Raw genomic sequence first — 15,697 nt, forward strand, 5'->3', positions numbered from 1 at the left:
AGATGAAATTCGTATTTGACCTGGATGGAACGCTATCTTTTGACTACATGACCATAGATGTGGAGATTCAGCAGGTTCTTTTAAAGGCTGAAGATTATGGGCATGAGCTTGTATTTGCATCAGCTCGCTCTTATCGGGATTGTTTGGGCTTGTTAGGTCCCGAGCTCAGTCAGCGTTTGGTTATAGGTTTGAATGGTGGCGTAGCCTATTATCTGGGGAAAGCTATCTATGAAAGAAATCTCGATGCTGGAGTTTATCAGGCGCTAGTGGATTATTGCCAGACCTATAATCTCCCTTTCTTTGTAGATGATTGCTTTGACTATAGTGGTCAGATTGTAGAGAAGATTCCATTTTTCTCCAGTGTGGATCCCCTAAAGGTAGCTCGTCATCAGAAACTCGAGGACTTGGGTACTCCGATTAAGGTAGTCGTTTATATGGGTGACCATGAGGATTTGCTTGATGATCTGCTTGGTCAGCTAGAAAGACTAGGACAGGCTCATCTGTCTTATCATGAGCATGAAAAGTGCCTTTATGTTAATCCCTTGGATACTCATAAGGCGACAACTGTTGAAAAGTTATGTGGGGAGAACTTCATCGCTTTTGGAAATGACCAAAACGATATTGAACTGTTTAAGACATCTCTTTATTCAGTTCAGATAGGCGATTTTGCTGGCCTTACTCCATATGCAGATGAAACGGTAGAGCAAAAAGGAGAACCTTCTCCAGCAGTGGCAGCTAAAATCTTACAGACTTTTGCGGAATTTAAGGGAAAATAGTGTAGAAGGAGGTTTGCCCCTCCTTTTGTAGTATAATGGAGTGAGGTGATTAGATGATTTTAAAAATTTATAATGGAGAATATAGTTTGCAATGGGATGGAATATATCACTTAGCACTAATTGATTATCCAAATATTCAAGAGTGGGAATTAGAAAAAATTGCTAAATTTATAGCTTACGAAAAACTTCATAAACGTCAAACAAGTATCGAGTGTACTGATTCTTGTTTAAAAAAAGAGATTTTAGATTACATCTGTCAGCATCCTTTTCTGCCACCATTTACCCCTACAGATAAAAGAGTAGCCTCGACTTATGATCTACATAAGAGGTTAGTGACTTCAGACTACTGTAGCCATACTACGACTATAGATGCAGCGATTTCTATTTTTAAAACAGGTCAGCTCTTATCTGCTGTGAAAGCCTTTGGTCGAGATGCTGAGGAGTTGGTTTTGGATAGTCGAAATGCTGCATCTGATCCGAAAGATTATTTTGACTATGTCATGTTAGGATGGTCAAATACAAGTTCTGGTTATCGATTGGCGATGGAGCGTTTATTAGGTCGAGCTCCTTCAGAGAAAGAATTACAAGATAAGTTTATTCCTGGAGTAAGTTTTCATTTTATCTATACAGATTTGATTAAAGTTCCTGGTTATATTTTTGATGGTTACCATGTTGCAAAAGTTAAGGACATGCTTAATTTATTAAGTGAGTTGTATATTTGCATTATTCCAACTCATAATAAGAGCCGATTTGAAAATATTATTCCAAGTCGATTACTAGATAGGGTGCATTATCTTGACTATGCTGGAGAAGACTTAGAAGAGTGGACTAAGAAAGTCTATCAAGTTGTTTTAAAACAATCAGATAAAGGATAGTTGAGGAAAAACGATGAAAGTGATTGCAATTTTAGGTGTATTTTGATATATTTAATATATAAAATATATTATCGAACTTGGTACTTGTTTGTGTATTCAGAAGGAGGTTATTTTTTAAAATAAAGTAAACGCTTACTTTGTATCAAGAAAAAGAAATGAGGATTTTAATGAACAAAAGACTTTTTGATAAACGTTGTCATTATAGCATTCGTAAATTTGCAATAGGTGCAGCATCTGTAATGATTGGGGCCAGTATATTTGGTATTTCAGCTGTACAAGCTGAGGAGGTGGCTTCATCCAATACTCAAACAGAAGAAACAACTGTTCATCAAGCTCAGCCTTTAGATAAGCTTCCCGATGATGTGGCAGCTGCAATCGCAAAGGCTGATGAGAATGGTGGGCGTGAGTTTGTAAAACCAAAAGCTGATTCGACAGAAGACAAAGTGACTAAGGATACGGAACCTACTAGACCTGCTAATGAGGGTAGTCATGAATTGGCTAGACCTAAAGTGGAAACTCCAAACAAAGAAGAAGGAAACAAAGCTGAGAACAAACAGAAACCTGAAGAGACAAATCCAAAGCCTATTGAATCTGCAGCAACAGCTGGAACAGAACTGAAAGAGGATTCTAAAAAAACTTCCGGAAACGACCAGGTAAAAGCAGATACAGAGAGCAAACCTTCTTCTGAAAAAACGCAAGCGCTTTCTAAAGAGCCAAGTAAAGCGGATGTTGAAAAAGAGAAGCAGCTATTATCGGAGCGAAAACAAGATTTTAATAAAGATTGGTATTTTAAACTAAATGCCCAAGGAGATTTTTCAAAAAAAGATGTGGATGTTCATGATTGGTCTAAATTGAATCTTCCTCATGATTGGAGTATTTATTTTGACTTCGATCACAAGTCTCCCGCACGTAATGAAGGTGGCCAGTTAAATGGTGGAACAGCTTGGTATCGTAAGACTTTCACATTAAATGAAGCAGACAAGAATAAGGATGTTCGTATCAATTTTGATGGGGTTTACATGGATTCAAAGGTCTATGTAAATGGTAAATTTGTAGGACATTATCCAAGTGGCTATAATCATTTTTCATATGATATTACAGAATTTTTAAACAAGGATGGTAGTGAAAATTCAATTACTGTTCAAGTGACCAATAAGCAACCAAGCAGTCGTTGGTATTCAGGAAGTGGGATTTATCGTGATGTAACCCTTAGTTATCGTGATAAAGTCCATGTTGCCGAAAATGGTAATCATATCACTACTCCAAAACTTGCTGAGCAAAAAGAAGGGAATGTTGAAACACAGGTTCAAAGTAAGATTAAAAATACGGATAAGAAGGCTGCTAAAGTCTTTGTGGAACAACAAATTTTTACTAAGGAAGGTAAGGTTGTTTCAGAATTAGTGCGCTCTGAAACGAAGAATTTAGCAGAAAATGAAGTTGCAGATTTCAGACAAACAATCCTAGTTAATAAACCAACTCTTTGGACGACAAAAAGTTATCATCCTCAACTGTATGTGCTGAAAACAAAGGTTTATAAAGAAGGTCAACTAGTTGATGTAACAGAAGATACATTTGGTTACCGCTATTTCAATTGGACTGCTAAGGATGGTTTCTCTTTGAATGGTGAACGCATGAAATTCCATGGAGTAAGTATTCACCATGACAATGGAGCCTTGGGTGCAGAAGAGAATTATAAGGCTACTTATCGTAAATTAAAACTCTTGAAAGATATGGGGGTTAACTCTATTCGAACAACCCACAATCCAGCTAGCCCTCAGTTGCTTGATGCTGCGGCTAGCTTAGGTCTTTTGGTTCAAGAGGAAGCTTTTGATACTTGGTATGGTGGCAAGAAGACTTACGACTATGGACGGTTCTTTGATCAAGATGCAACCCATCCTGAAGCTAAAAAGGGTGAGAAGTGGTCTGATTTTGATCTTAGAACAATGGTAGAACGTGATAAGAACAACCCGTCTATCGTCATGTGGTCTCTTGGAAATGAGGTAGAAGAGGCAAATGGTAGTCCTCGTTCTATCGAAACTGCTAAGCGTCTGAAGGCAGTTATCAAAGCGATTGATACTGAACGTTATGTCACCATGGGTGAAAACAAATTTAGTCGTGCAGCGACAGGTGATTTCTTGAAACTTGCAGAAATCATGGATGCTGTGGGGATGAACTATGGTGAACGTTTTTATGATGCGGTTCGTAGTGCTCATCCAGACTGGCTCATTTATGGTTCTGAAACTTCTTCAGCTACTAGAACGCGTGATTCTTATTACAATCCTGCTCAAATCCTTGGACATGATAACCGTCCAAATCGTCACTATGAACAATCTGACTATGGTAATGACCGTGTTGGATGGGGAAGAACAGCTACTGAATCATGGACTTTTGACCGTGATCGTGCTGGCTATGCTGGACAATTTATCTGGACAGGAATTGACTACATCGGTGAACCAACTCCATGGCATAATCAAGATAATACACCTGTAAAAAGTTCTTACTTTGGTATCATCGATACGGCTGGTTTACCGAAGAATGATTTTTACCTTTACCGTAGTGTATGGTATAGTGCTAAAGAAAAGCCAACTGTTCGCATTTTACCACATTGGAACTGGACTGAAGAGACCCTTAAGGATCGTAAGATGCTGGTTGATGGAAAGGTTCCGGTTCGTACCTTCTCAAATGCTGCAAGCGTCGAATTGTTCTTAAATGGAGAGTCGCTTGGTAAAAAGGAATTTACTAAGAAAAGGACAGAAGATGGACGTCCATATCATGAGGGAGCTAAACCAAGTGAATTGTATCTTGAGTGGCTTGTGAAATACCAACCAGGCACACTGACTGCGATTGCTCGAGATGAAAATGGCAACGAAATTGCGCGTGATAGTGTGACAACTGCTGGGGAGCCAGCAAGAGTTCGTCTGACTAAAGAAGAGCATGTTATCACTGCAGATGGAAAGGACCTATCCTACATCCATTATGAAATTGTTGATGGCGATGGTAATGTGGTTCCTACAGCTAACAATCTTGTTCATTTCAATCTTCATGGTCAGGGACAAATCGTTGGTGTAGATAATGGAGAACAAGCTAGTCGTGAACGCTACAAAGCTCAAGCAGATGGAACATGGCAAAGACGTGCTTTCAATGGTAAAGGGGTTGTCATTGTAAAATCAACAGAAAAAGAAGGTAAATTTACTCTTTATGCAGATTCTGCTGGTTTAACTTCTGATAGCGCAACGGTCGCAACTGTGTCTGGTAAGAAAGAAAACCGTCACTTTGTAGCCTTTGCTCCTGTAAAAGCAACAACTGATGTGACTAAAAATCCTGAATTGCCTCAAACAGTAACAGCTATTTATAGCGACGGTAGTGTTGAGGAAAAGACTGTAACATGGGACGTGCCAGCTGACTTGCTTACAAGCGCAGGTGAGAAAAAAGTATCTGGACGTGTAGAAGGTTTGGAAACCAAAGCTGAGGCACTTGTAAAAGTGATTGCTTTAGATAGATGGTTACCAAAAGTTGTTACAGTACCAGTTGGTACAACTGCAGCTGATTTGGATAAAACGGTCACAGCTGTTCTGACAGATGGTAGTTTGATTGATACAGATGTTGTTTCTTGGATTTTGAAAGATCCTGCTGCTTTAACCAAGGAAGGAGGACGTACGGAGGCTACTGGTAAATTGGTAGATGACGACCGTGAAGTAACTGCAACCTTTATCGCAAGTAGTAAGGAAACAACAAGTAGCATTACAGGACTTACTGTTGGGGATAAAGCTCTGGAAAACTTCGAGTCTGGCAAGACTTATTACCGTGTATCCCTTCCTTACACTGGAACAATTCCAAGTGTTGGAGCTCAGACTACCGGATATCAAGTAACTGTTCAGCAAGCTTCTGCTGATAATGGTTATCAGGCTTCGGTCTTCTTGAACGACCAAAAGGGTGACTTGGTTCAAACTTACTTAATTCAGTTTGTGAAGGAAGCTCCTGCCTTGAAACGTTTGGAAGTAGTTGTAGAAGGAAAAGAAACTGCTACAGAAGATCAAGTCTTAACTTATCGTGTCATTGGTAGTTATGAGGATGGTTCACAAACAGAATTTTCAGCATCAGATATTCACTTAGAAGCTAAGGCATCTGATGGTGGGTATCTTGAGGTGAATGGTCAGAACCTATTGCTCTATACTAAGGGAAGAGTGACTTTGAAACCTCGAATCGATAATCAAACAGAGAAAACAGAATCTGTAACTACTGAAGTGGTGATTAAAGAAAATAAAGTCAGCAAGAAGATTGTGAAACTTCATCCTGTATCTGTTTCTACAGATATTAATCAGCAACCGAATCTACCTAAAGAAGTTGGAGCAGAATTTGATAAGGGCTTGCCACGCAAAGTATCTGTAACTTGGGACAAGGTGGATGAAAAAGAATTGGGGCATTATCATAGCTTTACACTTAAAGGACATGTAGAAGGCACAGACATTGAAGCTCAAGCAACGGTGACAGTTGAAGGTTTACAAGTTGCAGAGGAAATCAGCCTTACTCTTCCTAAGGGTGAGACAGTTCAATTGCCAGCCAATGTGCGTGCTTACCATTCTAACGGAACAACTATCTACAAAGATGTAGTTTGGGATCAGGTTCCAGCCAACTTTAGTCAAACTGAAGGAGTCTATGAAATCAATGGTCGCTTAGTAGGTAGCAATCTGACCACTAAAGCTCATGTTCGAGTGTCTAGTCAAGTTGTTGCTGGAAATAATATCTCTAAACAATGGACAGGTTCGCAATTGCCAGCTGCCATTGTATCCAATACAGGAGGAGATGACTCAGCTAATACCTTGAACGACCTGACTGTGTCAAGAACGCCAACAGACGCTAAAAATAGATGGACTACTTGGAGAACAAATACTGATAATGACTGGGCTTCTATCTTGTTTGGTAATTCAGGAGATTTGACGAAACGTTTTGTCAACAATTTATCAGTTGATTTCTATACTGATGGAGCAATTGGTCTTCCAAAAGAATATGTAGTTGAATATTATGTAGGTAAAGAAATTCCAGATTTACCAAGTGATGTCAGCAATGCTCAGCGTGATAGCAATCATCCATTTAATAATCCAGAAAATTGGAAAGCAGTTGAGAACTTGCATGCTCCAGGTCAGCTATCTGCAACTCAAACAAATCACTTCACATTTGACAAGGTAGAAACTTATGCTGTTCGTATTCGTATGAAGAAGGCTGATGGAACATCAGGTGTTGGTCTGACAGAGCTAACTGTCCTTGGAAATAAGGTAGTAAGCTCTACAAGTTCAGAGATTTCTATCAAGGTAGATGGCAAGGAACTTGAACACTTTAATCCATCTAAGACTGATTACTATATTCCTCAATCTAGCAAACAAATCACTGCAACAGCTAGCAATAATGGTTTGGTAACAGTTGTGCCTGCAACTAGTCCAAAAGGTGCAACACGTCTCATCTTAAAAGCAGAAGATGGTACGGTATTGAAAGAATATCGAATCTTCCGCAATGATGAGAGAGAAACTAGTCAACCGCTTGCTGCAGAAAATGGTGCTAAAATCTTGAATGTTGGAGACAATCTTCAACTTCCTTCAGAGGTAGGCGTTTATTACCCAACTTCAACTACTTGGACTACAGAAAAACTTGCAGTGAAGTGGGATGCTATTCCTGAACATGCGACAGAGCATGAGGGAACATTTGAAGTTACCGGTCATGTCATTGGTACAAATCTAACCACTAAAATGCAGGTGACAGTTGTTTCTAAAGGCAATCAAGTCATTTCAGAAAATCCAAACAACAATGAAACGGATTCTAAAGCCTTTGCTTCGACAACGAACGATACACAAGCAGCTTCACATGATAGAATTTTCTATATCAATGATGGAAAATACAATGAAGATGGACGTTGGACAAACTGGTCTCGTACTCCGAAAAATCAAGAAACTTCTGTTGGATTACTCTTTAAGAAGGATGGAAAAATTACTTCTCAATCTATTGGAAAAGTAGCCATTCAGTTCTTTAAAGATAGTGGCACAGATGCTCCAGAGAAAATGGTTCTAGAAAGATATATTGGTCCTGCCTTTACAGAACCAAGTACGATTTCTCGTTATGAAGAAAATGCTGACCATCCATTCAACAAGGCAGAAAATTGGGCACCAATTCCTTACAAAGTTTCTGGAGAATTAGTAGCTGGTAAACCAATTGAGTTTAACTTTGAACCGGTTCAAGCGACAGCTATTCGTGCCCGCATGACTCGTAAGGCTACTACTAATGGCCTAGCGCTTGTAGAATTTACAGCCTACTCTGCAGGCAAGGGAGCAGAAGTCGAAACACCATCAGCGACTATTTCGATTGATGGAAAAGCATTGGAAAACTTTGATCCAAATGTGACAGAGTACACCTTAACAACAATGGGATCCAAACCAAAAGTCACTGCGACAACTAGTGGACACGGAGTAGTCACAGTTGTAGATCATGGAAATACAAATCTTCCAACACTTGTTCGTCTTGTTTCCAAAGATGGGAATCTAGTGAAAGAATATCGTTTACACTTTAAGTCTACCTTCCAAACAACACCGACAGAAGGCGTTAAGAACTTAGTTGCAGAAGTTCCAAGTTTGGAAATTGAAAAGACTCCACTTCCGTTTAAAGAAGTTATTCGTGAAATCCCTGAGCTTGCTCAAGGTAAACGTCGTGTAGTTTCTGAAGGACAAGATGGAGAAAAAGTTGACTATATTCAAGTATCAGGAACTACTAGAACTCTTGTTCATACTGAACAAAGAAAAGCTCAAGATCGTATTATTGAGGTAGGAGTAAAACCATCTATTTCAAATAGTAAGGGTGAGGAGCCTACGCCAGTCAACGAAGTTCCAGAATTCAAAGGCGGTGCTAACTTTGTAGAAGCAACAGTCAACGAAGTTCCAGAATACACAGGAATTCTTGCCACTGTAGGAGATCAAGCAGCACCAAGCGTTGAGAAACCTGAATTTAAGGGTGGTGTTAATGCTGTAATGGCTCTAGAACATAAACTTCCAGAGTACCGTGGTGTTCTAGCCACAGTAGGTGACCAACCAGCACCGACAGTAGAAAAACCAGAGTTTAAGCTAAGTTCATTAGACAAGGCTCAAACTCAAGAAGTGCCAGTTCAAGTTGCCAAGGAAGACAAGAGATTACCAGAAACTGGTGAGGGAGAATCTGAGACAGCCCTCTTCTTGGCAGGTGTTACCTTGGCCTTGTCAGCAGCCTTATTAACTGCAAAACGCAAAGAGGATTAGTCTGTTCATTTAATACCAGATTAGTAGAAGATAAAAAATGAATCGATTACTTTCGTGTTTGGACGAAAGGAGAGTAGAGGGGCTTTGTCCCCTCTTTTTCTATATGAACGAATAGATTTATGTTCAAGATGCAAGGTGTATAGACTTTATAGTATAATGAATAGAGAGGAAAATAACGATGAAAGTGATTGATCAAACTTTATTAGAAAGAGTCATTATTGAACGGCCTTGTCACAGCCATAAGGGAGATTACGGACGTCTGCTCTTGCTGGGAGGGACCTATCCCTATGGGGGAGCTATCATCATGTCAGCTATTGCAGCTGTTAAAAGTGGGGCAGGTTTGGTGACTGTTGGCACGGATAAGGAGAATATTCCGGCTCTGCACAGTCATTTACTTGAGGCCATGGCATTTTCTCTTCAAGACCAGCAATTGTTAAAAGAACAGTTAGTAAAGGCAGAAGTTGTCTTGTTAGGTCCGGGTTTGCGAGAGGATGCATTTGGAGAAGAACTCGTAAAACGGGTCTTTGACAGCCTTAGAAAAGACCAGATTTTGATTGCAGATGGCGGTGCTTTGGGCATCTTAGCAAACGGCCAGTTACCATTTCCTTCCAGTCAGCTCATCCTAACTCCCCACCAAAAGGAATGGGAAAGACTGTCTGGTATAGTTCTTGACCATCAAAATACAGAGACGACTGCTAGGGCTCTTTCAGCTTTTCCTCAAGGAACGATTTTAGTTGAGAAGGGTCCAGCAACTCGTATCTGGCAAGCTGGTCAGCCTGAATATTATCAGTTACAGGTTGGAGGCCCCTATCAAGCAACTGGTGGAATGGGAGATACACTGGCTGGTATGATTGCAGGTTTTGCAGGTCAGTTTGACCAAGTCAGCCTCTATGAGAGGGTAGTGGTAGCAACTCACCTTCATTCAGCTATCGCGCAAGAACTTGCTCAAGAAAACTACCTTGTCTTGCCAACAGAAATTAGCAAGGCTCTTCCGAAAGCAATGAAAAAAATATCTCAAAAAGGCAGCTAATACCCTGGTTGTCTTTTTATGTTGATGTAGCTTTGTTAATAAAGTTTTCAAATACCTCAGAACCAGCAATCAACTGCTGAACTTGCGTGAAATTCTCTCTTTTAAGGTCTTGATTTTTAGTCAAACTCACAATTAAAGTGAGATTGTTATCAAAGTTGAGGGGTGTCAAATCATGCTTTTTTTGATATAATTTTTAATGATGAATGCGAGAAATGATCGGTATGTGGTCGTTGATTTAGAGGCGACCAGCACTGGAAGCAAGGCAAAAATTATTCAAGTAGGCATTGTGGTGATTGAGAATGGTGAAATCATCGATCAGTATGCGACCGATGTCAACCCCCACGAACCCTTGGATTCTCATATCAAAGAATTAACGGGTCTGACCGATCAGCGTTTGGCTGCGGCACCAGAGTTTTCTCAGGTGGCCGGAAAAATTTTTGAATTGGTTAAGGACGGTATTTTTGTTGCGCACAATGTACAGTTTGATGCTAACCTTCTTGCAGAATTCCTCTTTTTTGAAGGATATGAATTGCGTACACCGCGGGTGGATACAGTTGAGCTTGCCCAGGTTCTGTATCCTCAGTTTGAAAAGTATAACTTAGGTATCCTTTGTCAAGAGTTGGGCATTGAGCTGGAACATGCCCACACTGCCCTGTCAGATGCTCAGGCAACAGCTGAACTCTTGCTTTACATGCGTCAAAAACTATTTGAGTTACCAAAAGGGCTCTTAGAAAGCTTGTTAAACCTTGCAGACAACCTTCTCTATGAAAGTTATCTGGTGATTGAAGAGGTCTATCAGCAACAATCTCTCTTATCTTCGCCCGACTTGATGGAACTTCATGGGCTTTTCCTCAGAAAGGAAAGCAAAGGCTTAGTCCCACGAAAGTTATCCAAAGATTTTGCTAAAAATATTTCTTTATTGGGGCTGGAGGACCGTCCACAGCAGCTGGATTTTGCGGAGAAGGTTGAGCAATTATTGGAAGAACACCAGACTTCCTTTATCCAAGCTCAAACGGGACTCGGCAAGACATACGGCTATCTCCTCCCAGCTTTGAACTTGGAGAGTCAAGCAGGTATCCTAGTGAGTGTTCCAACCAAAATTCTTCAAAATCAAATCATGCAAGAAGAAGGTCAGCGCTTAAAAGAGGTCTTCCATCTGGAAATTCATAGTCTCAAGGGGCCTCAAAATTGCTTGAAATTGGATGCCTTTCACCAAGTCCTCCATCGGCCGGAGTCCAATCGTCTATTTACTCGCTTTAAAATGCAACTGCTTATCTGGCTAACAGAGACAGAGACAGGTGACTTGGACGAAATCGGGCAGCTTTATCGCTACCAGCACTTTCTGCCAGAACTAGTCCACGATGGCAAGCTTTCAAAGAAAAGTTTATTTGCCACAGAGGATTTTTGGAAACGAGGGCAGGAGAAGGCCAAGACCAGTCGCGTTCTCTTGACTAATCATGCCTATCTGGTCACTCGTTTGGAAGACAATCCAGAGTTTGTTGATAACCGATTGGTGATCTTGGATGAAGCTCAAAAAATTCTATTAGCCCTCGAAAATCTAGCCCAGCAGGTTTATCGCCTTGAGGAACTTGTAACCCAGCTTGATAAGTCCTTGGAGACAGAGGAAGATTTGGTTCAGAAGCGCTTGCTTGAAAGTATCGGCTTTGAATGTCGTTACTTGATAGAGTACTATAAGTCAGGTCTGAAGAATGGAAAGTGGTTGGATTCTCTTGAAGAGTTGCGCCAGCATTTTTCGGAGTTAGCTCTCCCAGAGTATAGAGAGATTGCAAACTTTTTCACCTCGGACCGTGAATTTTGGCTTGCTACAGCAGAGAAATCGAGCAAGGATGTCTTAATTTGTTCAAGTAAAAAAGGCCGCTTTATACTAGCAGACTTATTGCCAGAAGATTGCAGGCTCCTAGGAGTATCTGCCACTCTTGAAATCAGTAATCGGGTTTCCCTAGCAGATTTATTGGGCTTTCCAGAAGCTCCACTTGTTAGGCTTGATGTAGCAAAGCAGGAGCAACAAGAAGTCTTTCTAGTCGATGACTTTCCTCTTGTGACAGAAGTTTCGCCTTTTGACTATGCTAGTGAAGTGGCTTCTGTCATTCGAAGCTTACAAGCCTTTCAAGAACCCTTATTGGTCTTGTTTACCTCAAAAGAAATGTTGCTGGCAGTTTCGGACCTGCTCGACCAACCTCATCTAGCTCAGTATAAAAATGGGGAACCAAGCCAACTGAAAAAACGTTTTGAAAAATGTGAACGCCAGATATTGCTTGGAACAGGCAGTTTCTGGGAAGGGGTTGATTTTTCAACCCATCCTTGTGTAATTCAAGTGATTCCGAGATTGCCTTTCCAAAACCCCCAAGAGCCTTTAACCAAAAAATTAAACCAAGAACTGCGTCAAGAAGGGAAGAATCCTTTCTATGATTATCAGTTACCGATGGCGATCATTCGACTAAAACAAGCCCTGGGCCGTACTGTTAGACGATCTAATCAAGGTTCGGTTGCTCTAATCTTAGACAGTCGTGTCGTCAGCAAGCGTTACGGCAAACAAATCGCTCAGGCCTTGTCAAAAGAAAGGGCTGTTCAGGTTCTTTCTAGAGAACAGCTAGAGCCTGCTGTAGCTGATTTTCTCCAATCTCGTCGCAATAGAATGAAAGAAAAATCCAAGAAAGAGAAAAGGTAAAAAATATGAAACGTTCCTTCGACTCTCGAGTCGATTATAGCCTCCTCCTACCAGTGTTTTGTTTACTGGTGATTGGAGTAGTGGCCATTTATATAGCAGTTAGTCATGACTATCCAAATAATGTATTACCAATTCTAGGTCAGCAAATCGCTTGGATTGCCTTGGGGCTTGTCATTGGATTTGTGGTCATGTTCTTTAATACCGAGTTTTTATGGAAGGTGACTCCCTATCTTTATGGTCTAGGGCTAGCTTTGATGGTCCTACCTCTTGTTTTCTACAATCCAAATCTTGTAGCGTCAACAGGTGCCAAGAACTGGGTATCGATTGGTGGAACGACACTTTTCCAGCCATCGGAATTCATGAAGATTTCCTATATCTTGATGTTGGCTCGAGCCATTGTAAGATTCACTCAAAAACACAAGGAATGGCGACGGACTATTCCCTTGGATTTCTTATTGATTGGTTGGATGATCGCCTTTACCATACCAGTCTTGATCCTCTTAGCCCTACAAAGTGACTTGGGGACGGCCTTGGTCTTTGTAGCTATTTTTTCCGGTATGGTCCTCCTTTCAGGTGTTTCGTGGAAGATCATCATTCCGGTTTTTGCGACAGGGGTGACTGCAGTTGTAGGATTTATGGCCATCTTTATAAGCAAGGATGGACGTGCCTTCTTGCATCAGATTGGGATGCCAACTTACCAGATTAACCGTATCTTGGCTTGGCTCAATCCCTTTGACTTTGCGCAAACAACGACATACCAACAGGCGCAGGGACAAATTGCGATTGGAAGTGGTGGCTTGTTTGGACAAGGTTTCAATGTGTCCAATCTCCTCATTCCAGTACGTGAGAGTGATATGATTTTTACGGTGATTGCTGAAGATTTTGGCTTTATTGGTTCAGTCTTTTTGGTTGCCCTGTACTTGCTTCTTATTTATCGGATGTTGAAGATTACACTTAAGTCAAACAACCAGTTCTACACCTATATCTCGACTGGTTTTATCATGATGTTGCTCTTCCATATCTTTGAAAATATCGGTGCCGTGACAGGCTTACTTCCTTTAACAGGGATTCCTCTACCATTTATTTCTCAAGGGGGCTCCGCTATTATTAGTAACCTCATTGGTGTCGGTCTCCTCTTATCTATGAGTTACCAGACCAACCTAGCGGAGGAGAAAAGTGGAAAAGTTCCATTCAAACGAAAGAAAGTCGTCCTAAAACAAATCAAATAAGGAGGCCATTATGATAAATGTAGCAGTTATCTTAGCCCAGGGTTTTGAAGAAATTGAAGCCTTTACAGTAGTCGATGTCTTGCGTCGAGCAAACATTTCATGTGATATGGTAGGATTTGAAGAGCAGGTGACAGGATCGCATGGCATTCAGGTAAAAGCTGATCGTGTTTTTGATGGCAATTTGTCCGACTATGACTTGGTCGTTCTTCCGGGTGGTATGCCAGGCTCAGCTCACCTACGGGATAATCAAGCCCTCATTTCACAGATTAAAGCCTTTGACCAAGCAGGAAAGAATATTGCTGCCATCTGTGCAGCCCCAATCGTTCTTCATCAAGCAGGTGTCCTGAAAGACAAACACTTTACTTGTTATGACGGAATTCAGGAGCAAATTACTGACGGAATTTATCAAAAGCAAACAGTGGTTGTGGATGGTAATCTAACAACCAGCCGAGGACCGTCAACTGCCCTTGCCTTTGCCTATGAGTTGGTAGAGCAATTGGGAGGAGATGCCGAAAGTTTACGAGACGGCATGCTCTATCGAGATGTCTTTGGAAATCAACAGTAAGACGAGAGTTCGGCTCTCGTTTTTTTTATTTACTCCGTGTCTAAAAATGTTTCATATGATTGTCTTGCGATTTTATATCAAACTTTTATAAATCAATCAAGCTTTGTCTAGCATAAGAAGGAAATCAATCTCTAGAAATGTTAGTGTTTTCAGGTTGTTAGATAGAATACTTCAGATTGTTACTGAAATCAATAGTTTCATGAAAAAGATAGAATATTCAATAAATGCTATATTAAACGATCTTATCATGCGAATTAATCTGCTTGTATTAATTTGAAATATAAAGTACTTTCTCTGTAATATAATTGAAACGTGTTACTAGTATATTAAAATTAGTAAGAATTTTTTGCATATACGAAACTGGGGGAGTGATATGTTGGAAACTTTCGGAAAAATATTCAAAGTCATTAGAGAATCAAAAAAAATGTCCCTGAAAGAGGTGGCTGCTGGTGATATTTCCGTGGCTCAGCTATCCCGTTTTGAAAGGGGAGTCAATGGGATCACACTTGATTCTTTTTATTGTTGTTTAAAAAATATGGCTGTTTCCCTAGAGGAGTTTCAGTATGTTTACCATAATTACATTGATTCAGATGATGTGCTGTTCTCAAAAAAAGTAGCTGATGCATATCAGGAAAACAATGTTGTCAAGCTCCAGAATATTTTGTCTAGCTCAGAAGCTTTGACCGAACAGTTTCCTGAGAAGAAAAACTATAAACTCAATACGATCATTGTCAGAGCTCTTCTGTCTTCCTGTTGCCCAGATTTTCAGATTAGCAAGAAGGATATAGAATTTCTGACGGATCATCTCTTTTCTGTTGAGGAGTGGGGGCGTTATGAACTCTGGCTCTTTACAAACAGTGTTGATTTGATGACCTTGGAAACGCTGGAAACCTTCGCTAGTGAGATGATCAATCGTACCCAGTTTTATAACAACCTACCTGAAAATCGCCGCCGTATTATCAAGATGCTACTTAATGTCATTAGCGTCTGTATAGAAGGAAACCATCTGCTAGTTGCTATGAGGTTTCTCAATTATCTCGATCACTCTAAAATTCCTGAAACAGATCTATATGATCGAACGCTGATTAAGTATCATAGGGCTCTGTATGCCTACAAGGTTGGGAATACTAATGCTCTCAGTGACATCGAGCAATGCCTATCTTTTTTTGAATTTTTAGATTCCTTTGGTGTTGCCCAAAAGCTTAAAGAACAGTTTGAAAGAATTTGCCTTTCATAGTTGTAGATGTGCAACAAAAAAT

8 protein-coding genes are annotated in these 15,697 nt (G+C 40.4%); all 8 read left to right on the plus strand.

Going from position 1 to position 15,697, the window contains the following annotated elements:
- The first annotated feature begins 2 nt into the window (after nt 1-2).
- The 8 genes from P8P68_RS00705 (at nt 3) to P8P68_RS00740 (ending at nt 15,675) form a co-directional block, all read left to right on the plus strand.
- Nucleotides 3-776, plus strand: a complete 774-nt coding sequence (locus tag P8P68_RS00705; RefSeq protein WP_278275983.1) for an HAD hydrolase family protein — start codon at nt 3-5, stop codon at nt 774-776.
- A 53-nt stretch (nt 777-829) separates the two neighbouring features.
- Entirely contained in the window at nt 830-1,651 is an 822-nt protein-coding gene (locus P8P68_RS00710; RefSeq protein ID WP_084944424.1) for a phosphate ABC transporter ATPase, read from the plus strand.
- A gap of 167 nt (nt 1,652-1,818) precedes the next feature.
- A complete protein-coding gene (locus tag P8P68_RS00715) occupies nt 1,819-8,925 on the plus strand; it encodes an SIALI-17 repeat-containing surface protein (RefSeq protein ID WP_278275984.1) in 7,107 nt (2,368 codons plus the stop codon).
- A 178-nt stretch (nt 8,926-9,103) separates the two neighbouring features.
- Complete coding sequence (locus tag P8P68_RS00720) at nt 9,104-9,955, plus strand: NAD(P)H-hydrate dehydratase (protein WP_278275985.1); 852 nt, start codon at nt 9,104-9,106, stop codon at nt 9,953-9,955.
- A 196-nt stretch (nt 9,956-10,151) separates the two neighbouring features.
- Nucleotides 10,152-12,644, plus strand: a complete 2,493-nt coding sequence (locus tag P8P68_RS00725) for a bifunctional DnaQ family exonuclease/ATP-dependent helicase (protein ID WP_278275986.1) — start codon at nt 10,152-10,154, stop codon at nt 12,642-12,644.
- 5 nt (nt 12,645-12,649) lie between these two features.
- Nucleotides 12,650-13,873 (plus strand): FtsW/RodA/SpoVE family cell cycle protein, encoded by a 1,224-nt coding sequence (locus P8P68_RS00730; RefSeq protein ID WP_125441332.1) that lies wholly within the window; start codon nt 12,650-12,652, stop codon nt 13,871-13,873.
- Between the two features lie 10 nt (nt 13,874-13,883).
- Complete coding sequence (locus P8P68_RS00735; RefSeq protein WP_278275987.1) at nt 13,884-14,438, plus strand: DJ-1 family glyoxalase III; 555 nt, start codon at nt 13,884-13,886, stop codon at nt 14,436-14,438.
- Nucleotides 14,439-14,811: 373 nt separating this feature from the next.
- Nucleotides 14,812-15,675, plus strand: a complete 864-nt coding sequence (locus P8P68_RS00740; RefSeq protein WP_000894364.1) for an Rgg/GadR/MutR family transcriptional regulator — start codon at nt 14,812-14,814, stop codon at nt 15,673-15,675.
- Nucleotides 15,676-15,697: the final 22 nt, after the last annotated feature.

This window comes from Streptococcus sp. D7B5 (assembly GCF_029691405.1).
Classification (GTDB): Bacteria; Bacillota; Bacilli; order Lactobacillales; family Streptococcaceae; genus Streptococcus.

What these genes read in the sequence shown, in the direction of transcription:
- P8P68_RS00740 (WP_000894364.1), top strand. Translation starts at nt 14,812, where the DNA reads ATGTTGGAAACTTTCGGAAAAATATTCAAAGTCATTAGAGAATCAAAA.
- P8P68_RS00710 (WP_084944424.1), top strand. Translation starts at nt 830, where the DNA reads ATGATTTTAAAAATTTATAATGGAGAATATAGTTTGCAATGGGATGGA.
- P8P68_RS00705 (WP_278275983.1), top strand. Translation starts at nt 3, where the DNA reads ATGAAATTCGTATTTGACCTGGATGGAACGCTATCTTTTGACTACATG.
- P8P68_RS00725 (WP_278275986.1), top strand. Translation starts at nt 10,152, where the DNA reads ATGATGAATGCGAGAAATGATCGGTATGTGGTCGTTGATTTAGAGGCG.
- P8P68_RS00735 (WP_278275987.1), top strand. Translation starts at nt 13,884, where the DNA reads ATGATAAATGTAGCAGTTATCTTAGCCCAGGGTTTTGAAGAAATTGAA.
- P8P68_RS00720 (WP_278275985.1), top strand. Translation starts at nt 9,104, where the DNA reads ATGAAAGTGATTGATCAAACTTTATTAGAAAGAGTCATTATTGAACGG.
- P8P68_RS00730 (WP_125441332.1), top strand. Translation starts at nt 12,650, where the DNA reads ATGAAACGTTCCTTCGACTCTCGAGTCGATTATAGCCTCCTCCTACCA.
- P8P68_RS00715 (WP_278275984.1), top strand. Translation starts at nt 1,819, where the DNA reads ATGAACAAAAGACTTTTTGATAAACGTTGTCATTATAGCATTCGTAAA.